The sequence below is a fragment of the Leptospira montravelensis genome (assembly GCF_004770045.1).
GTDB classification, from domain to species: domain Bacteria; phylum Spirochaetota; class Leptospiria; order Leptospirales; family Leptospiraceae; genus Leptospira_A; species Leptospira_A montravelensis.
The window spans coordinates 947,457-972,656 of sequence record NZ_RQFO01000004.1 but is presented as its reverse complement, the minus strand read 5'-3'; the positions used below and the strand labels follow the sequence as shown (position 1 = coordinate 972,656).

The window sequence follows — 25,200 nt, the reverse complement described above, 5'->3', positions numbered from 1 at the left end:
TCTTGGGATTTAGAAAGTTTAACCGCGTTTGTTAAATTTCTAAATCCTTTAGAATGGAATCAATTCGCTTTCGATTCACACCTAGGTCTGATTTCCCCAGTCGAGAAGCAGACCGAAAGTGTAAGAGTTTATTTTTTTCATCAAAATAAAATTCTACATCATCCACATAACGCATGATGAGTGATGTAAATTCTGCATAAATGTAGTTAGGATTTTCTTCGATGATTTTTGTACGTGGTGAAAGTTCCAATTTTCTTTTTAATACTTGGACAGCTTCTTTTAAAGGTTTCTGGTAGGGAAGTGGGCTTCTGTAGTGTTCTTTGTCTGTGGGATTTGCAAAACTGCTAATACAATTGGGAGTTCCTGGACATTCAGCCAATTTCTCTGACTTAACACCTAAAAAACTTGGCCTAGTTCCGGTACAGGCAAATATAAAAAGAAGTAGAGTCGCAGGAAAGAGCATCGGGATTTTTTTGTTCATTGGATCATTCTCTTGTGGTTTATCAGATTGGACGGGTCCTGTTTCCTAAAAGTCATAAAAATCACCTGTCTTTTCTCGCTTGAACTTTCCCTTCCATACTTCTTACTGGTGCCTATTCCTGTAAAATCCGCATTGTATCGTGTTTTGGTTAGGGGTAGGACTAGAGTTTTATGGAAAAAAAAAGAAATAATTGGGAATTGGATGTAATTACAAAAAATGAGTGGACATTTCGTGGTGAAAGTAATATTTTATATCAAACGTTCGATATAAAAAAGGAATCGGTCCGATGCCTAAGATAGTCGACCACGATCTTTACCGGGCAGAACTTTTGACAAAATGTATGCCAATCTTTGTGACGAGAGGTGTGTCATCGGTTTCGATGCGCGAATTGTCCAAGGAACTGGGAGTTTCCACGGGAACTCTTTATCATTACTTTCCTACCAAAGAGATTCTCTTTGAGTCGATGGTAAAACAACTGGTCGCAATTGATGCAAGAGAGATTACCGAACTTTCAGAAAATCACTCAGGTCTATCTGACATTATGAATTTTGTCGCTTCGCGAGAAGATCATTTTATGAACCTGATGTTGCTTGCTGTGGATGTAAAGAGGCATCTAAGTGAATCTAACGAGTTATCACAGTTGGTGGAAGATTCTTTTTCAACGTATAGAAGAGCTTTGGATCGATTCTTTCCAGCCAATGCCAATGTCATGAGTGGAAAGGCTTTTTTATCTTTTTTTCTGGGAGCTTTGTTTTTAAAAAATAAAGCTACTGAAAATACAAATTGGCCTGAACTATTTGAAGGATTGGAGAACTTGAAGGTATTGTTCCAAAACAAAGAATAAGGAGATAATTATATGACTCTTACAAAACGACTGAGTTTTTTACTTTGTTACGTTTTACCAATTCTTGTTGTGGTTGCCGAAGCAGAAGGGGGAATTAGTTATATTATTGTTCCTATTACTGTTTTTATAGTTTTACCAGTTCTTGATTTAATACTTGGTAGAGATAAATCAAATCCATCTGAAAATGATTTCTTAAAAATACAAAACGATTCTTATTTTCGTTATCTGACAGAAACTTGGGCTTATGTTCAGCTAATATTTGTAATTTGGTCTGTATATCGCATTAGTTTTTTCCCACATACAACCACTGAGTTTATTTTGTTTGCCCTTGCCGTGGGAATCGTTACGGGTGGGATTGGAATTACAGTAGGTCATGAACTAGGTCATAAAAATACGAAGTATGAACAATTCCTTGCAAAAATGATTTATATGACTGTTTGTTATATGCATTTTTATATAGAACACAACAGAGGACATCATACTAATGTATCCACACCTGATGATCCTGCTTCTTCTAAAAAAAATCAATCCTTCTACCAGTTTTTTCCGCAAACAGTAATGGGAGCTTTCCGTTCCGCATGGGAATTAGAGAAAAAAAGATTATCTAAATTCGGACTTGGAGTATTTCATTATCGCAATGAGATGATTTGGTATATGGTCATTACCATTTTATTTTTAACGACTATGGTAGTTTTGGGATCTATAGGAAGTGGAAAGGGATTTCGTTTGGATATTCTCGCGTTTTTACTTTTTCAATCCTTTATCGCATTTTCTCTTTTAGAACTTACTAACTATATAGAGCATTATGGTTTAAAGAGAATTCAAAACCCTAATGGCAAATTTGAGAAGGTATTACCTATCCATTCTTGGAACCAAAATTATTTTGTATCCAATGCACTTCTCTTCCAATTACAAAGGCATTCTGATCATCATGCGAATGCCGGGAGAAGATACCAAACCTTGCGACATTTTGATGAGGCACCCCAATTACCCTTTGGTTATGAAGTTATGATTTTAATTGCACTATTTCCGCCACTTTGGTTTTCCATGATGAATCCTATTTTGGAATCATGGGAAAAGAAAACGGCATTTCGATCTTAATGCAAATTGAATTCAGATAATTTTTCACTATCAATAACTTAGTGAATTTCAAATCGAACTCACGAAAAGGTTATTTCGTGAGTCACTTGTTTTTGTAGTCTTATGATTCGGTCTCAGTAAGAACGGCCCTTTTACTCTTTAAAATGGAAAATAAAAGAAATAACAAAGCTAGCACTCCCAAATAAAAGAATCCAGTTGCTAGATATCCAGAAATGGGTGGGTAGAGAACACTAAAACTAAAATCGGGGTTTTCTGATTCCATTAAGAGAGTTCCTAGTTTTACTTCATTGGTCTTTGTAGCTTCACTCGAAGGGTATGAAAAAGGATCGAAGCTGGCAGGCCATTGGTAAGGGTTCCCGTAATAGAGTGCATATCCCTCTTTCGAACCTTCCGCATTTGCAAAAAAATAAATCTCTTCTAATGGCTGCACCGAGATTACATTCGTTAGGTGTAGCGTCTCGTTTTCTCCGTCGTAAATTTGAATTTCAAATTCGGAAGTGATCGTTTTGGAAAGTGGTATTTCCGAATAAACACCTTCTGATTTTTTATGTGTAACGGTTCCATCAAATACAGTTTCCCATTCTTTTTTGTTAATTTTTCCTCGGACCGTGACCATTCGTTCCCAATTTTCTTCCGCGAATTGTAATTTCAAAATTTGGAAAGCGGACTTAGATTCATTGGGAAATAAAAACTGACAATGGTCTTCGGCAAGGACAGGGTCCGCAACTGTATGTGTTTTTTCATAATATAGATTTTTGGTTTGTTTGGCACGAAACGCTGATGGAAATTTTAAATCAGATCCAGGTTCTGCTTCCAAACGAACAAAACGATGTTTTGTGTATCCTAAATCAATTTCACCAGATGTTTGACTTCCATATTTATATAAAAAAACTGTTTTCGATTCTACAAATTGGTCTGGATTGTCACCTAACTTTAATGTAATGGATGTCTCATAGTCATAAGCGCTCGAAACAGATAGTTTAGTATAGTTCAATCCTTCTGGAAGTTTGGGAAGTTCCAATACGTATATCTCCAAATCATCTTTTTTGGAAAATAATAATTCTGGTTTTACTTTTTCTGTGTTTTTCGAAATTTCTTCCGCATTTTGGATAAAATAGGGAATGATTTCTCCGTTGTAGGTTAATCGTAAGTCTCCATAAAATGAGTGTCTGTAAATATCTTCGTCTAACATGAGTTTTACAACTCCGTTAGGGGAAAGATTGCCAGTCAATTTTAATTCTTTTTTGTATTTAAAGTTTTGGACTGCAAGGGGTCGACTTGTCGCTTGTGTTGTAATGGTAAAAAATAATAGAATAGGGAGTAAATATTTAAACTTCATTTTGTTTCCTTCTTAAAATGGTTGTAAAACGTTCCTGTAACGATGAGGGTGATTCCTAAAAACAGACCTGCTAAAATTCGATATCCTAAACTTAAATTCCAGAAATCATATAAATAGAATTTTATGATAACAAGAGTTAATGATCCAAATCCAACGTATCGTAAGGTTTGGATTTTTTTTCCAAATCCAACAGTCAAAGCAACGAGTCCATAGACTATCAAACTGACTGTATATAGAAATAATTGTTTCTCCTCTGGATATCCTAAGTATATTTCAACGAAAGTTCCGAGTAACCAGTAAGGATAAGCAGCATACAAAAATAATTTAGACAAGTCTGAGAACTTTCTGCTATAAAGATAAGAAAGCACTAGATAAACTGAACCTGTAGCAAAAACCAAAAAACGACCATTGAGAAACGGAATTTCGTTTTGAGAACGATAGGTGAATGCAAAGATATAAAACAGAGCAAAAAACCAAACAGGAAATGCAGCGAAATACATATACAGCTGTTTGGAATAAGTTGAGGCAACGGTCACAAGAAAGGCAAAACTGATTAGACTAAATGCTAAAAATTTTCCAGTGGTTCCAATGACAATCAAACTGACTATGAATGGCAGCCCAAAAAGACCTATCAAATCATATAGCTTTTTCTTTTCTAAATTAAGTTTTGTTCGCCTGAGGGAACGTTCATACAATCCATAAAACAAAATTAGGATTAGACTCAGTAAAAAAGGTTTTGCGATTGGATAAAAAATTGAGAAGGCCCAAAACGATTGAACAAATCCTAAACCTACTGTAAATGCAATGGTTACAAGAGTAAGAATCTGGTCTTTTGACTTTGCGGATTCTAAAGTTTGAAATTCTCGTAATAAAAATAATATAAAAACACCTAATTGGAAGGTAATTGGGAAAAAAGGTTTAGCGTCGGTTAAATGGTCGCTTGCCCATCCAACGAAGATTAGGTGGTTTGCTGCCAGAAGTAATAAAGGAATTACCTTCCAATCTTTATCTTTTCTTACCCAGAAAAAAAGAAGATTCCAAAGGAGTAGGTAAGTGAATAGGAATGGATATGAGTTTTGGCCTGTCGACAAAAGGAGAGGAACTGAAAATGCACCAAGAGACGCAAATCCAAATAATACCTCGCTTTTTTGGGCATGGGATATAGCTACAGTAGTTAAACTCAGAATGAGGAGACCTACAAAACAGGTTTCTGTGGAATAAAGATCATACCAGAGATAGCCAGAATAATATGCGGAAAATAAAACCGCAATTCCAAGTCCAAGAAGGCTTGGGGAAAGGTAAGGCCTTGAATGCCTTACACGGAATCCATAAATAAGTATAGGAATGGCTGAGATAAGCCCAATCCAAATGCGAACAGATTCGTTGATCCAATATTCTTCGATGGCTAAATAGAAAAACCAAATGGTTGCCACAAGAAGTGAAAACACTCCTAACTTAACAAATAAATTTTCGCCAATCCACTGTACAAACCAATTCGGACCTTCATCTAACGTTACTTCTGTTTGGTGATTTAGGACAGGAGTTGGTTTCGAAACAGGGGGAGTTTGGTTTTTGGGAGACTGTGTATTCGTTTGCGAAAGGACTCTTTCTTTTAAAAAAGAAAGTTCCCTTTCCATCGTTTGGATCCTAGAAAGGATATCTTTAGATTCTTTTTCTTCCACGGAGGAAATGGTTCACATCCGTGGTTAGAGGGGAACTACTTTTTATTTTGGATCACTCCACATACCATTTTCGCGAATAAGATCGATGAGTTGGTCTGCTGCTTCTTCTTCCGAAACACCTTTTTTTACAATTTCTTTCCCTTTGTAGAGGTGAACCTTACCAATTCCGGCACCAACATATCCAAAATCGGCATCTGCCATTTCTCCGGGACCATTGACAATACATCCCATTACGGCTATTTTCACACCTTTCAGATGCCCTGTCCTTTTTTTGATCATCGCCGTTGTCGATTGTAAATCGAACATAGTTCGGCCACAAGAAGGACATGAAATATATTCTGTTTTTGTTAGGCGAAGTCTAGTTGCTTGAAGAATATCAAAACTTAAAATTAGTGATTCTTCTGGTTCACCATCGCCAAAGGACAACCGAACCACATCACCAATTCCATCTAGCAAACTTCCACCCACTTGGATGGACGACTCATAGAGCAAAGTTTCTTTATCTTGTGTTTGGGTGGCAAGGGTTATGGGATAATCGGATTCTCGTAAATGAAATGCCAGTTTTCGAACTGTAAGTAAATCCCCATTTTTTACAGAAAAAATCAGGTTTTCTATTTTCCGTTTTTTTGATTCTCTTACAATTTTTTCTGTTAGGTGAATGTCTTCGGCTTCGATACTCCACTCCACACAACGTTTGTCTTTGGCAAAACGACTTACAAAATCCAAAAGGTCATCCCAAGACTCTTCAGATTCTTTAAAAAATATCTGAGGATTTACCACCCACTTTTGGATGCGGTATAGGTCTTCGGCCAAACTATCATATTGGTAAGTCAGTTCTTTTGATAGTTCCACAGATACCGGTAAGGGAAAAGATCCACGGCGCACCATTGTGCCTAAAGATATCAAATCCAGTTCGGAATGGATGGCAAAGTGGAGCATCTCAGGAATTCTTCCTGATTTGTTTTCTCTTTGGATGAGGTGGAGGACTTCCTCCGCTGATTCAGATCCAAAAAAAGGAAAACAGATTTCAATCCGAACCGGAGAAGAATCTCCCAGTTTTGTTTCACCTAAACTAAGTTCTTTGGAATAAAATCGGGAGTATTGAAATGGATCCCGAAATTCAGTATAGATCGTATCTCGATTTTCAGTCATTCCTGGTTGTGAAGGAGAGTTGGGAAAAGAGGATATTTTCTTTTCATTTAAAAACAAATCATTGTATTTACGAACTAATTCTTTGGCTACAGGGATTTCATGAATGGCATCCTCTGTCAGTGAAACACGGATGGTATCTCCCAGTCCATCTTCGAGTAAACTGCCAATACCAATGGCTGATTTAATCCTTCCATCTTTTCCATCGCCTGCTTCAGTCACACCCAAATGTAAAGGATAATCCATTCCTAAATCATAAAACCTGGAAACTAACATTCGATAGGCTTGGATCATTACTTGCGGATTGGATGCTTTCATGGAGACAACAATGTCGTTATATGAATTTTTTTCTGCAATCCGAATGAACTCTAAAGCAGATTCTACCATACCGAGAGGAGTATCTCCAAACCGGTTCATGATTCTATCAGAAAGACTTCCATGATTGGTTCCAATTCGCATAGCAACTCCCAGTTCCTTAGCACGAAGGACTAGGGGAGTAAATACTTCTTCAATTCTTTCTAATTCTTCGTTGTAGTCTTTGTCTGTATATTCGATGATTTCAAATTTTTTTTTGTCTGCAAAGTTTCCTGGATTGATTCGCACCTTTTCAACCCATTCCACGCATTTGAGTGCTACTTGCGGTGTAAAATGAATGTCCGCAACAAGTGGCACTTTAAGTCCTAATTCTTTCATTCTTTTTCGAATGTTTGGTAAATTATCCGCATCTGCCTGGCTAGGTACTGTTAGGCGAACTATTTCTGATCCTGCTTTTTCTAAATCAGCAATTTGTTTGATACTTGCTTCCGTATCTCTGGTGTTAGATGTAATCATGGATTGGATACGAATTGGATTTTTACCTCCAATTCCCACAGTACCAACCATCACTTCGCGAGTAGGGCGTCTTTTGTAGAAAAATGGCGATTCGTTATATTTGGTGCTCATTTGAATCTTATGTTCTCATTATCTAGAAAATTAAATTCGAAATTTTGGGCAAGCAGTATGAAAAAAATCTGTGGGTTTCAATTTCCCTATCCCCCAGACCGAAAATCTATTTAGGAAGAAAAACCGGTTTTTTTTGATACGATGAATACTGAAGTAAAACAAGGATTACAGCGAAAATACCGGGTGCAGGTTACGGTGGCGATTTACCGTGAGGGGAGTTTATCTTATAAAAGTGAAATCCTTTCTCCTGCCCATTACGACAAACGTCAAGAGGCTCGTGATCATATCCGTCAAGAAATTCGAGAACGATTGGCACATTCCAAATTCTTCCGATCCACTCGTTTAGATTATGATTTGGTTCGTTATACAGAAGAAGGAAGTTGTAATACCTTTCTTCGTTATAGTATCCAAGACTCGGAAACTTGAGCCCACAAAAAAAACTACAGGACTGGTACCAAATTCATAAAAGGGACCTTCCGTTTCGAAAGAAAAAACAAGCTTATCCTATTTGGGTTTCTGAAGTGATGTTGCAGCAGACTCGTGTGAATGCCATGCTTCCTCTGTATGAATCCTTTATGAATCGGTTTCCCACACCAGAGTCTTTAGCATCTGCCGAGGAAGAAGAGGTTCTTGCCTATTGGAAAGGGCTTGGGTATTATAGCCGCGCACGTAACCTAAGAAAGGCAGCCATTTTTCTTGTACAAAATTATAATGGATCTTTTCCTAAAGATTTAAATTTAGTTTTGAAACTTCCTGGAATTGGAAACTATACGGCAAGAGCCATTCTTTCTATTGCTTATGACTTGCCTTTTGCTGTGTTAGATGGAAATGTCAAACGAGTTCTTTCTCGTTATTTTGGATATAGTGAAAATATTTTAGGATCGAAAGCCGACTTTGACTTACAACAAAAAGCAGATGGTTTTTTAAACAAAGATTATCCTGGTGACCATAATCAAGCCATGATGGAGCTTGGTGCCACACTTTGTTTGCCTGAATCTCCCAAATGTTTATTATGCCCCTTATCTAAATCTTGTTATGCGAGAATTCATCAAATGACGGGAGAAATTCCTCTTAGGGTCAAAGAAAAAAAACAAATTCAATTGAGTGCTGAAATTTTGGTTTTTGATTCCACGGACAAAATCCTACTCGTAAAAGAACCTAAAATGCGTTTTTTGAAAGATATGTTTCATTTGCCTTATGGATTTATGGGAGAAATTCCCGAAGAAACCTATGAACCTACACCATTTTTTTTAGCGTTAAAAGAATGGTGTCCAAGTCCTCTTTCCGTTGGAAAATTCAAACATACCATCACTCACCATAAAATGGAATTTTTTGTACATCGTCAAAGTTTGAAAGAGAGAACTCAGATAGAAACATTGGCAAAAAACTTTGGAGTCGAAAGTAAGTGGGTCCCACTTTCCTCCTTGGATTCGGAATTCCCTTCCTCTCTTGCTTCTAAAGTCAAAAAGTTTTTGCTTTACTAAAAGTAATAGTTCGTTACGATTCATGGGCTATGGCCGAAATCATTGTTTGGATTGAACGACTTGTTTCCAACATCCCTTTGCCCATTTTAGAGGTTTGGGGTCGGTTTTCTTTTTTACTAGGTTCAATTATCGCTATATTCGCATTTACTGGTTTTACGTTTCGGAATGGAAAATCGTTAAGAATCTCAAGAGAGGTTTGGAATTGGAACCTAACCAGCTTTTATTGGTTTCTCATTACTTTTGTGACTATCTTTATTACCGGATACTTGGGGAGTTCCATAGTTTTAATTCCCGGTGCACAAACTTTTGAAAGTTTAAAGGATTTATCTGTTTTCCTTTGTTTGAATTTTTTTGGATTCCCGGCACTCCTGGCTGTACCCTTTGCCTATGGCTTATCTGATCTGATGGAGGGAGTTCCTCCTGAATTTTTATGGGACTGGTTACCTGGATACTTTATCAATCCTTCTTTGTTTTGGATTTCCTACCAATTGATCGGAAAATCACCTAATTTTCGTAAGGCCAACGTATGGGTTTATTATCTAATATTTGTACTTTTGTTTTTACTACTAGAGCCTTTTTTATGGGGTTATTTATGTTCCGAACAATTTGGCGCAGAAATTTCCTATCATACCATTAGCTCTGCACTTCTCTTTACTACGGGAATTACTTGGATACTCGCACCCCTGGTTATGTTTATCACTTTTCCGATGGTCCGTAAGTTCGTTTTTTTTTGGGCAGAGGTTCCAGGACAAGTGAAAGAAGTAACCATTTCTGAGCCACAAATGGTTTGGAAATCGGGACCCAAGGAATTGGATTTATTAGCATCGGAGTCGGGACTTAAAACGGGGATTTCGTTACAGTTGTTTATTGTTGCACCTTTTGTTGGTTTGGTGCTTTTTCTCGTTGGTATTACTGCTTATGTAACTTTAAAAAATGCAGAACAATCAGCCTTTCAAATGGTAGAGGTTTTACACAAACAATGGTCAAAGAATATTAATTTAAGTTTAGATCTATATTTGTCCTCCTTTCCTGAAACAAGTAAAGAATTCAGTGGAACAAACGGCCTTGGAAAAGTTCTTGATTCCTCCAAAGTAAATGAACAAGGCAAAGTTTATTTGTTAGATGAAAGTTTAAATCCGTTGGCATCACTTGCCTCAGACCGTGGAAAATCAAGATTGTTGGAAATAGCCAGGGTTGAACTCAAAAAGTTGGGAAATGAAATTAATACTTCTGAAAAACGATTTAGTTTTGCTGTAGTCACAAAAAAACCTCTCTCACGTGAAAACTGGAATGCGATGGTTACTGTGTATTCCCATCCAAAATTAAAAGAAAAAACTTATCTCATCACTTTGTTTCCCTATTCTTTTTATTTGAGTGGAGTCCTTACTGGTAACAGTAAATCAGCAATGGTCTTTGCTTGGGCCATTCTTTTGAGTTTGTTACTTGCCGCTTTTGTTGCAGAATTTGTAACAAGACCTGTTCTTTCCTTTGCCAAAGCCTCTAAGTCATTAGCCAAAGGAGATTGGAATTATCCCGTAGACGAAAGTATGATTGTTGAACTGAAAGATTTATCAGAAGCGTTTCGTTTTATGTCAAGGGAACTAAAACAAAGTTTTGAACGCGTGGAGGAAAGCCAACGTTTGGTGATGGAAACCAATTCAAATTTAGAAGAAAAAATTGGAGAAAGGACTGAGGCGTTAATTCAAAGTAATCGTAGTCTTTTGGAAATGATTGAAACGAAAGAAAAAATTCTAATCGATTTGCATAATACACAAACACAACTACTTTTGAGTGAAAAACTAGCTGCACTTGGGCAATTTGCTGCTGGGATTACTCATGAATTAAATACTCCACTAGGTGCTATCACTTCAAGTGTTCGTGCTATGTCAGAAATTATTAAAAATGATATCACTAACTTACCAGAGTTTTTGCAATCTTTAGATATCTCTGAAAGAGAAAACTTTCGTTATTTACTCCAACTAAGTTTTTCATTTGGATCACGTAATTCTGGTCTACTCAACCGAGCTGAAAAAAAAGAAAGATTAGGTATTTTGAATTCATACCAGATTGAGAATCCTGAAGAGGTGATGGAAGATTTGACCTCTCTTGGAATTTTACAATTCGATGAGCCACTTCTTAAAGTCCTAAAAAAACCAAAGTCTGGGGTAATCTTACAAAATGTACATATTTTAGGTAGTTTATACCGTTTAGTATATGTAATTCAAACTGCGACCGAAAAAGCATCTCATGTGGTGAATGCTCTCAAACATTATTTATACACCGATCGTTTAGAAACAGAAACAGAGTTTCAAAATGTTCATATCCCTACCGAAATAGATTCAATTCTAACTTTATACCATTCAAAGATAAAAAATGATGTAGAGGTTACCAAACTATATAATACAGCTGATTATTGTTTGGCGGAAAGAGATAAACTCAACCAAGTTTGGATTAATATTATTAATAATGCATTACAAGCAATGGATTATCGTGGGAAAATGGCAATTTCAGTTACCTCCAGTGCGGACTCTGTGATCACATCCATTCGGGATACGGGGAAAGGAATTTCCCCAGAGATTCGTGATAAGATCTTTTTACCTTTTTTTACTACAAAAAAACATGGAGAAGGGATTGGGCTTGGGCTTGACATTTGTAAACAAATCGTAGAAAAAATGAAGGGCAAAATTGAATTCACGTCAGACGATCACGGAACGGAATTTAGGGTGTATTTACCAAAGGTAATGGAAGGGGAACGAGATTGAATATTACGCAGCTACAAACCGAAAAAAACGCAATTCTATGCGTGGATGATGAGCCGATCCTGCTCCTTTCCCTCGTACAAGAACTAAAACGGGAAATCGGTGGTGGTTATACGTACGAAACAGCCCAAAATCCAGAAGAAGCTATGGAAGTGATCGATGACCTTTGCAGTTCTGGAGTGGAAGTCATTCTCATTCTCTCTGATTGGTTGATGCCGGGAATGCGAGGAGACGAATTTCTCATCCAAGTCCACCAAAAATACCCACATATCAAGTCCATTCTGATTTCAGGCCATGCGGATCGTGATGCCATCAACCGTGTGAAGGAAGAAGCAAAAACCTATGCCATTTTTTCCAAACCTTGGAATACTAGAGAATTGCTAGATGCAGTTCGTTTCTGTTGCAATTTGACCTAAGTCCATTTTTCTGGACGTAAGGTGCGTACCATCTACATCCGCAAACTCCGATTTGAAGAAGCTCGTATCAAGTTAGAACGAGAACTCCATGATGCTTTTATGGATGGGGAATCGTACGTCGAAATTTTACATGGAATTGGGGAAGGAATCCTACGGAGAATGGCGATTGACTACGTAGAGTCTTGCGGTTTTCTGAAATTAGTGGAGACCGATCCAATGTTTCGGTCAAACCCGGGTGCAACGATTGTGGAAATTCTTGCCCCTTCCAAAGAATACATCAACCGATTGAAATCATGACCGAACCAAACTCTAGTATAGAAATCCTCGACGTAACATTGCGAGATGGGGAACAAACCAACGGTGTTTCATTTTCTTGGCAACAAAAACTAAATATCACAAAACACCTGTTAATGGATTTAAAAACAAACCGAGTGGAAATCGCTAGCGCTCGTGTATCACCCGGTGAATTTGAAGCAGTTAAAAAAATTGTGGAATGGTCCAAATCAGAAGGTTTGTTAGACCGTATTGAAATTTTAGGATTTGTTGATTACGATAAAACTGTCGAATGGATGAAGGGGACCGGGGTTCGGGTTCTTAATCTTCTCACAAAGGGATCGCTCAATCACCTAACAAACCAACTTCGAAAGACCCCAAGAGAACATTTTTTAGACATCCAGAAAACTGTCGAATTTGCAGCTGCTTCTGGAATCGCCGTAAATGTTTATTTAGAAGACTGGTCAAATGGATACACCCATTCCAGGGATTACGTCTTAGAATACTTAAGTGTTGTATCCAAGTTTCCGATTCAAAAATTCTATTTGGCTGATACTTTGGGTGTTTTGTCTCCCTTTGAAGTTCGGACAGCCATTACTGATCTTGTAAAAGAGTTCCCAAAACTATGGTTTGAATTCCACGGACATAATGATTATGATTTAGCAGTTGCTAACTGTTTGGAAGCAGTACAAGCGGGGGTTCGTGGGCTCCATGTGGCTGTGAATGGACTTGGCGAACGTGCCGGAAATTCTCCTTTAGAAGCTGTTGTCACAGCAATCCATGACAAAACAAAATTTAAAACTTCCATAGTGGAAAAAGAAATCACCAATGCTTCAAGGCTTGTGGCGATTTTTTCTGGGAAACGCATTTCGGATAACCGACCGATTGTTGGTGAGGATGTATTCACACAAACTGCCGGAGTTCATGCCGATGGAGATAAAAAAGGAAATTTGTATGCCAATCCCATTTTGCCTGAAAGGTTTGGACGATCTAGGGTTTACGCATTAGGAAAGTTAGCTGGTAAAGCAAGCATTACAGAAAATTTAAAACAGTTGGGTATGGTTCTTTCCCCCGAAATTGAAAAAAAAGTTTTGGAAAGGGTGATTGAACTGGGAGATCAGAACAAAACCGTCACCAAGGAAGACCTTCCCTATATCATCTCTGATATCACTGGCGAAAATCTGGAAGCAAGTTTTCGTATTGAGACTTGCACAGTAACGAGTGGGATCGGAGTCAAACCAAAGGCCGAAGTAAAGGTGAATTTCCAAGGGAAGGATTACGCGGCAAAGGGAGAAGGGGACGGTGGTTACGATGCGTTTATGAATGCCCTTGGTAAAATTTTAAAAGAATTAAATATCCAAATTCCAAAACTCTACGACTATGAAGTTCGGATTCCTCCCGGAGGAAATACCAATGCTTTAGTTGAAACTGTCATTACTTGGAAAGTGGAAGGTGAAACGCATCCCATTCGCACTATCGGCATTGACTCTGACCAACAAGTGGCAGCTGTGAAAGCCACAGAACGATTGTTACATATTTTACTCGGAAACGTATGATTCATTTTCTCATTGTGGGCCTTGGGAATCCAGGGGATAAATATAAAAACACTCGCCATAACATTGGTTTTATGATCTTGGATGCTCTTGCGAGTAGTTTCAGTGTTTCTTTCAAAGATTCCAAAAAATATATGGAATCAACTCATACTCTGGACGGAGACAAAGTCCATCTTTTGAAACCATTAGAGTTTATGAATCTTTCTGGAAAAGCCACTCAAACTCTTGCCAATTTGTATAAAATTCCTCCCTCCCAAATTTTAGTCGTTCAGGATGAAGTGGACCTACCTTTTGGTAAGATAAAAAATAAAATTGGCGGCGGAACGGCTGGCCACAACGGACTAAAAGATATCGTGGCAAAACTAGGTTCGCAAGAATTCCACCGGTTACGGTTTGGAGTTGGCAAACCAGAAAAAGGTGGCATGGAAGTGGCTGATTTTGTTTTACAAAATTTTAATTCGGAAGAAAAAAACGGTTTGGATGCACTTATCAAGGAATCGGTTACTAAAATTGAAGATTGGGTCAAAACCAATCGCAATTTAATCCGAAAAGAAAATGGAGGTTAGGTGGATCACTCTTAACAAAACAAGGTGAATTTGCCAGAGATTTCATTTTATGACAAAAGACAAAGAAACTTTTATCAACCTTCGTAGCCTTATCTTCCAAACCATTCTATCGATTGTGATAGTGCTTACGATTGTATTTGGACTTGCTTTTTTCTTTCGAAAGGAACTGCTCGGATTTAGCGAACACTTTGTCCGCATCTTTGGTTATTTGGGGCTTTTTGTGGGAATGATTCTTTCCGATAGTTTGCCTGCTTTTGTTCCTCCCGATGCTTTTCTAATGCTTGCCATCACGGGAGAAATGGATCCTTTAAAAACCATTCTCTCTATGTCTTTTGGGAGTATCATTGGTGGATCCTTAGCATACTTTGTTGGATTGTATCTTATCCCCAAGTTTCATTTAGGTCGGCAAATGGTTTTACATTACGAAGACAAACTCCTCCCGTATCTACGAAAATATGGATTGGGAGCCGTGGTTATAAGTGCCCTTACTCCCGTTCCCTATTCTTGGATGGCTTATACGGTGGGAACCTTTAAGATGCGTTATTCGCTATTTTTACTCGGCTCACTCTTTCGATTTGTGCGAGTCACAGTATATTTTTATGCCATGTATTTGGGGTGGATCACTGGAGGATAGATGTCAGAAGAACGTTTATTTCCTAAAACTGTCGATGAGGTAATTTTAGAAAAAGTAAGATTTTTCTTTTTGCCTGATCGGACTGCTGCTTTTGTGAAAAATTTGGTGGAAGGAAAGGTTTCGGAAAGGTCTCTTATTTGTTGTAATTCCGGTTGTGATGTTTGTAATGAAACCATATACAATTGTTATATGGCGGTAAAAAAAGAATTGGAAAACACCTAAGTTGGACTCCCTTTTTTCACAAAACAAACAAGTCCCACTGGCCCACGCACTTCGGCCCAAGTCTTGGTCAGAATTTGTTGGACAGGCTCAAGTGGTGCAATCATTAAGAGCCATCACTAAACCCACCTCCATTCTGTTTTACGGCCCACCTGGTTCTGGAAAAACTACCTTAGCACACCTTCTCACACAAAGTTGGAGTTTAGAAAAACGTTATTTAAGTTGTGTGACCAGTGGTCTGAAAGAAGTGCGGGAAGTATTGGAAGAAGCCAAACGCAGGGGAACCATCGTTTTGTTTTTAGATGAAATTCATAGGTTTTCCTCCTCACAACAAGATGCTCTTCTTTCCGCTGTGGAAGAGGGAGAAATCATTCTAATTGCGGCAACCACAGAAAATCCAAGTTTTCGTGTGAATAAAGCTCTCCTTTCTAGGATGCTAGTGTATCGACTTACCACTTTATCAGAAGAAGAAGAAAATTCGATTTTTGAAACTTGTCTTACCAAACTCAATCACAAGGAAAAATTTCCAGAGGACTTAAAAAAGGAACTTTTTCGTAGAAGTTCAGGAGATGCCAGAAAACTCCTTGGGTATCTAGAACGGATTTTAAGTTTTACAGAAGACACGGGAAGTATCAACGAATCCAAGTTAGCTGAAATTTTGGGTGAAAATGTAATTTTTTATGATAAAAACAGTGAAAGTCATTATGATATCATCTCTGCTTTTATCAAATCCCTTCGTGGGAGCGATCCCGATGCCGCCCTTTTTTATTTGGCACTGATGATCGAAGGGGGAGAGGACCCACTTTTTATCGCAAGGAGACTTCTGATTTTTGCCAGTGAAGACGTAGGAAATGCCAGTGTCCACGCACTTCCCCTAGCCATTGCCACTTGGCAAGCTGTGGAACGAGTGGGAATGCCAGAGGGAAGGATTCCGCTTGGTCAATGTACTACTTTTCTTGCTTCGGCACCGAAGTCTAATGCGAGTTATCTGGCAATTGACAAAGCTTTGCAGTTGGTTCGAGAAAGAAAACGGGAATTTCAAATTCCAAACCATTTGCGTAATGCTCCCACAGCCACACATAAGAAGGAAGGGGCAGGAAAAGATTACCAATACCCCCACGATTTCCCAGGGCATTTCCTAAAAGAACGTTATTTTCCCACTGATTTTTATCCAGACATTCCGCAGTTTTATCATCCGACAAACCAAGGTATGGAAAAGAATTTAAAGGAACAATTGGAGCGACTTTGGGGGGACCGGTATTGAGAATATATCTCAAATCGGCCGCAAAAATTACAAACGATCGAAATTAACACGAAAACAAAGGGGAAAATGATTCTCATCTTGACAATCGACCCCACTCGTGAGAGCATTTTCATACATGGGTTCTGCACCAGATAGTTTTGCGCCAATCCTTTTACAACTTTTACTCGGAGTCGGTTTTTCCGCTCTGATTTTGACCCTTGCCTTCCTCATCAATCCGAAGAAAAAATCAAAACCCCAAGATACCTTTGAATGTGGAGTTACCTATTACGGTGATGCGAGAGGACTCTTTAACATTAAGTTCTATCTTGTTGCGGTTCTTTTTATCCTCTTCGATATTGAAGCCGTCTTTTTATATCCTTGGGCAGTGAACTTAATCAGCTTTAAAGAAGCGGGCCTTGGTACCTTCTTCCTTGTGGAGATGTTTTTCTTTTTACTCATACTTGTTGTGGGTCTATACTATATATGGAAAAAGGGAGCACTGGAATGGGATTAACAGAAACACTATCCAAACCGGGTGAGATGTTTGGCGACATGTTCCAAGTCGCTACATTGGATAACGTAGTCCAATGGGGACAAAGTTTTTCATTATGGCCTTATCCTTTTGCCACAGCTTGTTGTGGAATTGAATACATGAGTACTTCTTGTGCTGATTACGACATCGCTCGATTTGGTGCAGAACGTCCTTCCTTTTCACCGCGCCAAGCCGATATGATTTTAGTTCTTGGAACCATCACATATAAAATGGCCCCCGTCTTACGCCAGATATACGACCAATTGGCAGAACCTAAATTTGTAATTTCTGTGGGTGCTTGTGCCTCTTCCGGGGGAATGTTTCACACCTACGGTGTGTTACAAGGTGTCGACCGAATCCTGCCTGTGGATGTTTATGTTCCTGGTTGTCCTCCTCGTCCAGAAGCTCTCCTTGATGCCCTAGTCAAACTGCAAAAGAAAGTCCAAGGGCAAGGATTAGAAGCAAGACGCCAAGAAGTGATGAGAAAAATCGAAGAAATCAACGAACGTAACAAACCTCTCGTAGTGGCATGAAAGATACAATTACTGAATACTTTAACTCGCGGTTTTCCGATGTGTTACTCCCGCAAAGGGACATAAACACCAATTTGCTCTATTTTAGTATCAAAAAGGAAGCCCTTCCCACCGTTGCACAAACGTTAAAGGATCATCCTGAATTTGCATTCACTTACCTAAACGATCTTACTTCTGTGGATTGGCTTGGAAAAAGAGAACCAAGGTTCGAGGTGGTATATTTACTTCGTTCTCCTAAAAACAAACACTTCCGTTTGCAACTTCGAGTTCCTGTGGGAGAAGGGGAAGAGGTTCCAAGTTTAGTTAGTATTTTTCCTTCTGCCAATTGGCCAGAAAGAGAAGTGTATGACCTGATGGGAATTCCCTTTTCAAACCATCCTCAAATGGAAAGGCTGATTATGCCTGATAACTTTATAGGTCATCCACTTCGTAAGGATTATCCTTTAGAGGGACCGGGACAAGATTATCTCATTGAAGACTTACTCACCATTCATGTGAACGAGGATATTACCGGTTAGGCGGTAGGAAATCATTATGGTAATGTACGAAAAAACAGCCGAACACTTTGGAAAAAAATTCAAAGATCTACCGGAAGGCCATTTACTTGTTAACTTGGGACCCAGTCACCCCGCCACTCATGGAATTTTACAAAACGTAATCCAAATTGATGGAGAACGTGTGGTGGATACAGAATCCGTCATTGGGTATGTCCATCGTTGTTTTGAAAAATTAGGTGAACGTTACGATTACAATCAGTTCTTAGTTTGTACCGATCGTATGAACTATGTGTCCACTCCACTCAATAATATTGGTTGGATCCTTACCGTTGAAAAAATGATGCAAATCCAAGTTCCCGATCGTGTTACTTATGTAAGAATGATCATCTCGGAACTATCTCGGATTATGGATCATATCATCTGTAATGGAATTATGGGTGTGGACCTTGGAGCTTTTTCTGGCTTACTCCATTTGTTTCACCATAGAGAAAATATTTATCAGATTTTAGAGAAACTAACGGGTGCTAGGCTCACTACAACTTTCTGTCGTGTGGGTGGAATGGAACGTGATATCTATCCCGAATTCCAATCCGAAATCAAAACGGTAATCAAAGGTTTAAAACCTGCTTTAGATGAATTCCAGGACCTTCTCATTCGTAATAAAATTTTTAATGAAAGAACAGCTGGGATTGGTGGTTTATCTGCGGATCGTGCGATTGCCTATGGATTTTCTGGTCCGAACCTACGTGCGGCCGGTGTTCCTTGGGATGTAAGAAAAGATGATCCATATATGTTCTATGACAAAGTTGGTTTTGACATTCCAGTGGGAGAAGATGGATCGGCCCTAGACAGAACTCTTGTTCGTATGGAAGAGATGCGTCAATCCATGCGCATTATCGAACAACTTATCGATGGAATCCCAGAAGGTCCATACCATGCCGATGTTCCACACACTTTCCTTCCGCCGAAAGATCGTGTGTATCACAATATGGAAGAACTCATTTACCATTTTAAAATCATTATGCACGGAGTGAAGGTGCCTCCGGGAGAATACTATATGTCCACCGAGGCTGCCAATGGAGAACTCGGTTTTTATGTGGTATCCGAAGGGGAAAAATCTCCTTGGAGAGTGCATGTAAGACGTCCTTGTTTTTGGTATTACCAAGCGTTCCCGGAACTTGTTAAAGGGGGCTTACTTGCTGACACCATTGCCACTATGTCTTCACTCAATGTCATTGCAGGGGAGTTGGATTGTTAATGGCCTATCAATTTTCACAAGATTCTGAAATAAGGTTCCAGAGGTTGATTCCACAATTTCCGAGCAAACGTTCGTTAATTTTACCCTGTCTTTTTTTACTACAAGCTGACAAAGGTTTTGTGGACCAGGAAGGGATGCAGTACATTGCAGACCGAATTGGAGATCCCATTTCCTTAGCTCATGTTCATGGCGTTGCTACCTTTTACACCATGTACAATAAAAAACCTGTGGGTAAATTCCATATCCAAATTTGTGGAAATATCTCTTGTTATCTTTCGGGATCTGATTCCATCACCGAACATGTTTGTTCCAAATTAGGAATTGATCCGGGTGAAACCACGGGTGATAAAAAATACACAGTGGATGAAGTGCAGTGCCTCGGTGCTTGTGGGTTTGGGCCAGTGGCTCAAATCAACGACAAATATTATGAAAACCTAACACCGGAAAAAATCGAAGCTATCATTTCCGAATTGGAAAAGCAGGTATAAAATGGGATTAAAAACTCTTCTCACAACTCATGTTAGTGCCGCGGATTCCCATACTTTAAGCCATTACCGGTCTGTCGGCGGATACGAAAGCCAAAAAAAGGCTCTGACGGAAATGACCGCCGAACAAATCGTAAACGATGTGAAAAACTCCGGCCTTCGTGGTCGCGGTGGTGCCGGTTTTCCCACAGGAAACAAATGGGGATTCATTCCTAAAACCGACAAACCCAAATACTTAATTTGTAATGGGGACGAAGGGGAACCGGGAACCTTTAAGGACCGACTTTTAATCGAAAAATTCCCACATATGCTCATCGAAGGGATGGTCATTGCTGCCAAAGCAATCGACTCCCACCAAGGTTATATTTACATTCGAGGTGAGTTCCATAAAGGAATTCGGATTGTGGAAGCGGCTGTTGAGGAAGCATACAAAGCAGGCCTTCTTGGAAAAAATATCTTAGGCCTTGGATATGATTTTGATTTGGTTGTGTATTCCGGAGCAGGTGCTTATATCTGCGGGGAAGAATCGGCTCTCATCAATTCCCTTGAGGGAAGGAGGGGCCATCCAAGATTAAAACCTCCTTTTCCAGCTGTATCTGGTCTTTATGCATGTCCTACCGTTGTGAACAATGTGGAAACATTTTGTAATGTTCCGCATATCATTCGTATGACGGGAGAAGAATACAAAAAAATCGGAACAGAAAAATCACCGGGAACAAGACTTTTTGCTGTCAGCGGACATGTGAAAAAACCAGGGATTTATGAAGTCGAAATGGGAACTCCCATGAAAGAACTCATTTACGATATCTGTGGTGGGATAAAAAATGATGGGACCCTCAAAGCAGTGATTCCGGGAGGAAGTTCTTCTCCGATTCTCACAGCAGAAGAGGCCATGACGGCAACTATGGATTATGAATCGATTGCTTCTCTCAAATCCATGTTAGGTTCTGGGGCGGTCATCATTCTTTCCGAATCTGCAGATCTTGTGGAAACCACATACCGATTGGCAGAGTTTTATTCACATGAATCCTGTGGTCAATGTACACCTTGTCGGGAAGGTACACATTGGGTAAAAGACCTTCTTCATAAAATTAAAATCGGAGAAGGAACAGAAAAAGATGTAGAACTCATTTTTTCTTTGTCTAGGAATATGGAAGGTGGAACCACCATCTGTCCGTTAGCGGATGCTTGTGTTATGGCAGTCCGTCCAACGATGACAAAGTTTAAAGGAGAGTTCTCGGCTCGATTGAAAAAGGAAGTGAGCATCTCTCACTAAAGGTCATCGAAACATTATGGACTGGGCTCTAATACTTGCTTGGGGAATTAAAATCCTCTCATTGTTTTTTATCATTTTAACGGGTGTGGCCTATTACACGCTCGCCGAACGTAAGTTTGCTGGTTTTATCCAGGATCGTCCGGGCCCCAACCGTGCCGGAATTTTTGGACTTTTCCAACCTCTTGCTGACGGAATCAAATTCATCGCCAAAGAAGAAATTTTTCCAAAAAACGTATCCAAAGGGATGTATCTTTTGGCTCCCACCATCTCTATGACTTGTGCCATTATGGCCTGGGCTGTGATTCCTTTTGGGGGAAGTCTTCCGGCACCGGAGTGGCTTGCAGCACTTACAGGTGTCACAACCATTGATTTACAAATTGCCAATCCCGATTCAGGGGTTTTATACATGCTTGCCATCTCTTCCCTTTCTGTGTATGGAATTATGATTGCAGGTTGGTCCAGTAACAACAAATACTCGTTACTTGGTGGGGTTCGTTCTACGGCTCAGATGATTAGTTACGAACTTCCTATGGGACTTTCCATTGTTGTGATTGTGATTATGACCGGATCACTCAAACTAACAGACATTAGTGATTCCCAAAAAGACATGTGGAATATTTTGTCTCCTCCTGGTTTTGTTGCCTTTTTTATTTATGTAACTGCGATGTTTGCCGAAACCAATCGCCTTCCTTTTGACCTTGCAGAAGCGGAATCGGAACTGGTTGTTGGGTTTCATACAGAATATGGGGCTTTTAAGTTCGCACTCTTCTTTTTGGCCGAGTACATGAACATGATTACCATGTCTTGTCTTACTACCTTACTCTTTTTTGGCGGATACAACGTTCCATTTCACTTAGGGGCAGGTTCTCCTTACCAAGCATTTTATGGACTTGGATTTTTTATTTTAAAAGTTCTATTCTTTGCCTTTTTGTTTATTTGGGTTCGTTGGACCCTTCCTCGTTTTCGTTATGACCAACTCATGAAACTGGGTTGGAAAAAAATGATCCCTTGGGGACTTTTTGCTGTGATGTTCGCAGCGATTTATACAGTATATTGGAAAGAAGGATGGATGAAATTATTTATATGAACTTTGAATCCTCTCCATCCTTTTTATTATTTATTTTTTTTGGGACAGTCACTGTGGTTACGGCCCTTAGTGTCATCTTTCAAAAAAATCCAGTTGTATCTGCAGTTTCCCTTGTTTTTACATTCTTTGCTCTTGCAGGGATTTATGGAATTATGGGTGCCTTGTTTATTGCCACCATGCAGGTGTTAGTGTATGCTGGGGCAATTATGGTTCTCATAGTATTTGTTTTGATGCTACTTTCGCAAAGAACAGAAACTCTTTCGCGTTATAGAAAACACCCGATCCGTTTGGTTTTACTTTCTCTGTTTGCCTTGTGTTTTTTCTTTTTATTGTATAGTGCACTCACAACAGGAGTTCCTCATTCAGAACAAAAAGGAAAAGGATATGAACTAACCGAGTATTCTTTTCCTATCCAAGGAACGGGAACTATCAATGCAAAAGGGAATGTCGCCAGTGTCGGTGCCTCCACTTATTTAGATTATTTACTCCCTTTTGAAATGATCTCTATCTTACTTCTCGTGGCTGTTCTTGGTGCAGTGATCCTTGCCAAAAAAAGACTAACGGAAGTAGAACAAACGAAGGACAACGTGTTATGAACCAATTCATTAATGGCATTCCCGTTTCATACATTTTAGGTCTTGCTGGAATTTTATTTTCCATTGGTGTACTAGGTGTTCTCATCCGAAGAAACATCGTCATCATCTTTATGTCAGTGGAACTCATTTTAAATTCAGTGAATTTAGTTTTTGTTACCTTTTCCAAAGCGCTTTCGCATATTTCAGGGGAAACCATTGTTTTCTTTGTGATGGCAATTGCCGCAGCTGAAGCGGCTGTGGGACTAGCGCTTGTGATTGCCATTTTCCGGCATAAAAAATCCACCAATGTGGATGAACTCCAATCGATGAGATGGTAATCCTATGTTAGATTTATTTCCGATAGTTGTCCTTCTTCCTCTCCTAGGTTTTTTGCATAATGGTCTTTTGAAAGACAAGATTCCTCATAGGTTTGCCGGTGCCATTGGGACCTTGGCTGTGTTCATACCATTCCTTATCACCTTAGGTGCGTTTAACGAATTCCGGCCAATGGAAAGAACCGCACCGCATTTGGTCCCTGTGTTTGATTGGATTGTGGTGGGTAATTTTAAATCTTCTTTTGGTTACCAAATCGACCAACTCTCTCTTTATATGACTCTTATCATCACAGGCATTGGATCTCTCATCCATTTGTACTCGATGGGTTATATGAAAGGGAATGCGGGATATAATCGATTTTTTGCCTACTTGAATTTATTTATATTCTGTATGTTAAACTTGGTTCTCAGTGACAACCTAGTGCTTACCTTTCTTGGTTGGGAAGGGGTGGGTTTATCTTCTTATTTACTCATAGGGTTTGATTACGACAAAAGCTCCGCAGCAGAAGCGGGGATGAAAGCATTCATCCTTAATAGAATTGGAGACGTTGGATTTATATTAGGAACTGGATTCTTATTTTGGTTAGGTGGTAGTTTACAATACTTACAACTCCAAACCAATTTAAGTGAAATGGGTGAGTTTGCAAATTATGCAAACATTGTAGCACTTTTTTTCTTTATTGCAGCTATGGGTAAGTCGGCCCAAATTCCCTTGTATGTTTGGTTGCCTGATGCGATGGCAGGTCCCACTCCCGTTTCTGCTCTCATTCATGCGGCAACAATGGTAACCGCCGGGATATTTCTCATTGCTAGGCTTAACTTTGTATTTTTACTCGCACCGGAAACTTCTCTTTTCATCGCCATCATTGGAGCCGTAACAGCTCTGTTTGCTGCCACCATTGGAACTTTACAAAACGATATCAAAAGAATTCTCGCATATTCGACTGTTTCCCAATTAGGTTTTATGTTTCTTGCGATGGGTAGCATGAGTTATGTGGCGGGACTTTTTCATTTGATGACACATGCATTTTTTAAAGCCTTACTCTTTCTTGGTGCAGGTTCAGTGATTCACGCCCTCCATCATGAACAAAACATCAAACATATGGGTGGACTTTTCGGAAAAATCAAAGTCACTTCTTTTACTTTTTTACTGGGAACTCTTGCCATTGCAGGATTTTTTCCTTTCTCTGGATTTTTTTCCAAAGATTTAATTTTAGAAAAAGCCTACACCTACGGTGCGTTTGGTTCTATCCTTTGGACAATGGGCGTTGTGGCAGCTTTTTTCACTTCGTTTTATATGTTCCGACTTGTCTTTGTTGTATTCTTTGGAAAGGACAACACGGACCCCCACCACAAAGTTCATGAATCTCCTTGGACTATGACCTTGCCCCTGGTAATTCTTGCGACAGGTGCTGTGGTTGCCGGTTTTTTACAGACCCCACATTTCTTTTTACATATCGATGCTTTAGAAAGATTTTTTGCTCCTGTATTGTCAAAAGGCTATGAATTGGCTTCTCTTCAGGGAACTTTAGCCGAACACAAATCTTTAGTTCATGACGTGGAACTTTCGTTAGCTGCTTTTTCTGTAGGAATTGCCACCATTGGACTTATCCTTGCCTATTTCCTTTATCAAAGAAAACAGAGCCCCATTCTGGAAGAACATACAGGGTTTCGAAAGATTCTTTTCCATAAATACTATATCGATGAAATCTATGATTTTCTTTTTGTGCGGCCCTTTCTCTTTTTATCAAAAGGAGTGGCATTCTTTTTTGATATCAAGATTCTTGATCGATTCTTTTTGGGAATTGGTGGGAGTTTTGGTGTGATAGCCAACGGTTTACGAAGGTTCCAATCAGGATTTATTGGCGATTACGCCTTGTATGTTGTCATTGGTACATTTTGTATTTTAGTGTATCTATTAACGAGGGGGGTGTAAG

General features: G+C 39.2%; 26 protein-coding genes. 22 read left to right on the top strand and 4 right to left on the bottom strand.

Features of this window, described 5'->3' with window-relative positions; all coding sequences use genetic code 11:
- Positions 1–31 precede the first annotated feature (31 nt).
- Entirely contained in the window at positions 32–481 is a 450-nt protein-coding gene (locus EHQ31_RS05495; protein ID WP_135570298.1) for a DUF1499 domain-containing protein, read from the bottom strand.
- A gap of 340 nt (positions 482–821) precedes the next feature.
- On the opposite strand from EHQ31_RS05495, the gene EHQ31_RS05490 reads away from it, so the two are divergent.
- Entirely contained in the window at positions 822–1,325 is a 504-nt protein-coding gene (locus tag EHQ31_RS05490; RefSeq protein WP_135570998.1) for a TetR/AcrR family transcriptional regulator, read from the top strand.
- 12 nt (positions 1,326–1,337) lie between these two features.
- Entirely contained in the window at positions 1,338–2,426 is a 1,089-nt protein-coding gene (locus EHQ31_RS05485) for an alkane 1-monooxygenase (RefSeq protein WP_135570296.1), read from the top strand.
- Positions 2,427–2,526: 100 nt separating this feature from the next.
- Here EHQ31_RS05485 and EHQ31_RS05480 read toward each other — a convergent pair whose 3' ends face one another.
- Genes EHQ31_RS05480 through ispG form a run of 3 tightly spaced genes read right to left on the bottom strand, consistent with a single transcriptional unit; the run spans position 2,527 to position 7,538 of the window.
- Positions 2,527–3,765: a hypothetical protein gene (locus EHQ31_RS05480; RefSeq protein WP_135570294.1), complete on the bottom strand. Its 1,239-nt coding sequence runs from the start codon at positions 3,763–3,765 to the stop codon at positions 2,527–2,529.
- Positions 3,762–5,447 (bottom strand): DUF2339 domain-containing protein, encoded by a 1,686-nt coding sequence (locus EHQ31_RS05475; protein WP_135570292.1) that lies wholly within the window; start codon positions 5,445–5,447, stop codon positions 3,762–3,764. The genes EHQ31_RS05480 and EHQ31_RS05475 overlap by 4 nt, the downstream gene beginning before the upstream one ends.
- A gap of 42 nt (positions 5,448–5,489) precedes the next feature.
- On the bottom strand, positions 5,490–7,538 hold the full coding sequence (gene ispG / locus EHQ31_RS05470; RefSeq protein ID WP_135570290.1) for a (E)-4-hydroxy-3-methylbut-2-enyl-diphosphate synthase: 2,049 nt from the start codon (positions 7,536–7,538) through the stop codon (positions 5,490–5,492).
- A gap of 141 nt (positions 7,539–7,679) precedes the next feature.
- Here ispG and EHQ31_RS05465 point away from each other — a divergent pair, with 141 nt between their 5' ends.
- The 20 genes from EHQ31_RS05465 (at position 7,680) to nuoL (ending at position 25,199) form a co-directional block, all read left to right on the top strand.
- Positions 7,680–7,964 carry a hypothetical protein gene (locus tag EHQ31_RS05465; protein ID WP_039937836.1) on the top strand — a complete coding sequence of 95 codons (285 nt, stop codon included), beginning with the start codon at positions 7,680–7,682 and terminating at the stop codon, positions 7,962–7,964.
- The gene (gene mutY, locus EHQ31_RS05460) at positions 7,961–9,022 is read left to right on the top strand and encodes an A/G-specific adenine glycosylase (RefSeq protein ID WP_135570288.1); all 1,062 of its coding nucleotides are present in this window, start codon (positions 7,961–7,963) and stop codon (positions 9,020–9,022) included. The genes EHQ31_RS05465 and mutY overlap by 4 nt, the downstream gene beginning before the upstream one ends.
- Before the next feature lie 29 nt (positions 9,023–9,051).
- Positions 9,052–11,784 carry a HAMP domain-containing sensor histidine kinase gene (locus EHQ31_RS05455; protein ID WP_135570286.1) on the top strand — a complete coding sequence of 911 codons (2,733 nt, stop codon included), beginning with the start codon at positions 9,052–9,054 and terminating at the stop codon, positions 11,782–11,784.
- A complete protein-coding gene (locus EHQ31_RS05450) occupies positions 11,781–12,197 on the top strand; it encodes a response regulator (protein WP_100717340.1) in 417 nt (138 codons plus the stop codon). The genes EHQ31_RS05455 and EHQ31_RS05450 overlap by 4 nt, the downstream gene beginning before the upstream one ends.
- A 21-nt stretch (positions 12,198–12,218) precedes the next feature.
- Positions 12,219–12,494, top strand: a complete 276-nt coding sequence (locus EHQ31_RS05445) for a Smr/MutS family protein (protein WP_135570284.1) — start codon at positions 12,219–12,221, stop codon at positions 12,492–12,494.
- Positions 12,491–14,026, top strand: coding sequence for a (R)-citramalate synthase CimA (gene cimA, locus EHQ31_RS05440; protein ID WP_135570282.1), 1,536 nt, complete (start codon positions 12,491–12,493; stop codon positions 14,024–14,026). Before EHQ31_RS05445 ends, cimA begins: the two co-directional genes overlap by 4 nt.
- Positions 14,023–14,589, top strand: a complete 567-nt coding sequence (gene pth, locus EHQ31_RS05435; protein ID WP_135570280.1) for an aminoacyl-tRNA hydrolase — start codon at positions 14,023–14,025, stop codon at positions 14,587–14,589. Before cimA ends, pth begins: the two co-directional genes overlap by 4 nt.
- Before the next feature lie 49 nt (positions 14,590–14,638).
- The gene (locus EHQ31_RS05430) at positions 14,639–15,223 is read left to right on the top strand and encodes a YqaA family protein (RefSeq protein ID WP_135570278.1); all 585 of its coding nucleotides are present in this window, start codon (positions 14,639–14,641) and stop codon (positions 15,221–15,223) included.
- Complete coding sequence (locus EHQ31_RS05425; protein ID WP_135570276.1) at positions 15,224–15,445, top strand: hypothetical protein; 222 nt, start codon at positions 15,224–15,226, stop codon at positions 15,443–15,445.
- Between the two features lies 1 nt (position 15,446).
- Positions 15,447–16,706 (top strand): replication-associated recombination protein A, encoded by a 1,260-nt coding sequence (locus EHQ31_RS05420; protein ID WP_135570274.1) that lies wholly within the window; start codon positions 15,447–15,449, stop codon positions 16,704–16,706.
- A 115-nt stretch (positions 16,707–16,821) separates the two neighbouring features.
- Positions 16,822–17,199 (top strand): NADH-quinone oxidoreductase subunit A, encoded by a 378-nt coding sequence (locus EHQ31_RS05415; RefSeq protein ID WP_002981657.1) that lies wholly within the window; start codon positions 16,822–16,824, stop codon positions 17,197–17,199.
- Positions 17,190–17,750, top strand: a complete 561-nt coding sequence (locus EHQ31_RS05410) for an NADH-quinone oxidoreductase subunit B (protein ID WP_100742528.1) — start codon at positions 17,190–17,192, stop codon at positions 17,748–17,750. Before EHQ31_RS05415 ends, EHQ31_RS05410 begins: the two co-directional genes overlap by 10 nt.
- Positions 17,747–18,268 carry an NADH-quinone oxidoreductase subunit C gene (locus EHQ31_RS05405; protein WP_135570273.1) on the top strand — a complete coding sequence of 174 codons (522 nt, stop codon included), beginning with the start codon at positions 17,747–17,749 and terminating at the stop codon, positions 18,266–18,268. Before EHQ31_RS05410 ends, EHQ31_RS05405 begins: the two co-directional genes overlap by 4 nt.
- Before the next feature lie 16 nt (positions 18,269–18,284).
- A complete protein-coding gene (locus EHQ31_RS05400; protein ID WP_208652714.1) occupies positions 18,285–19,505 on the top strand; it encodes an NADH-quinone oxidoreductase subunit D in 1,221 nt (406 codons plus the stop codon).
- Complete coding sequence (locus EHQ31_RS05395; protein ID WP_135570270.1) at positions 19,505–19,993, top strand: NADH-quinone oxidoreductase subunit NuoE family protein; 489 nt, start codon at positions 19,505–19,507, stop codon at positions 19,991–19,993. Before EHQ31_RS05400 ends, EHQ31_RS05395 begins: the two co-directional genes overlap by 1 nt.
- 1 nt (position 19,994) lies before the next feature.
- Entirely contained in the window at positions 19,995–21,266 is a 1,272-nt protein-coding gene (gene nuoF, locus EHQ31_RS05390) for an NADH-quinone oxidoreductase subunit NuoF (protein ID WP_135570268.1), read from the top strand.
- Positions 21,267–21,282: 16 nt separating this feature from the next.
- Complete coding sequence (nuoH, locus tag EHQ31_RS05385; RefSeq protein ID WP_135570266.1) at positions 21,283–22,353, top strand: NADH-quinone oxidoreductase subunit NuoH; 1,071 nt, start codon at positions 21,283–21,285, stop codon at positions 22,351–22,353.
- Positions 22,332–22,949 (top strand): NADH-quinone oxidoreductase subunit J family protein, encoded by a 618-nt coding sequence (locus EHQ31_RS05380; protein ID WP_135570264.1) that lies wholly within the window; start codon positions 22,332–22,334, stop codon positions 22,947–22,949. The genes nuoH and EHQ31_RS05380 overlap by 22 nt, the downstream gene beginning before the upstream one ends.
- Positions 22,946–23,266: an NADH-quinone oxidoreductase subunit NuoK gene (gene nuoK, locus EHQ31_RS05375; RefSeq protein ID WP_135570262.1), complete on the top strand. Its 321-nt coding sequence runs from the start codon at positions 22,946–22,948 to the stop codon at positions 23,264–23,266. The genes EHQ31_RS05380 and nuoK overlap by 4 nt, the downstream gene beginning before the upstream one ends.
- Positions 23,267–23,270: 4 nt before the next feature.
- Positions 23,271–25,199, top strand: a complete 1,929-nt coding sequence (gene nuoL, locus EHQ31_RS05370) for an NADH-quinone oxidoreductase subunit L (protein ID WP_135570260.1) — start codon at positions 23,271–23,273, stop codon at positions 25,197–25,199.
- The last annotated feature ends 1 nt before the right edge of the window (position 25,200 follow it).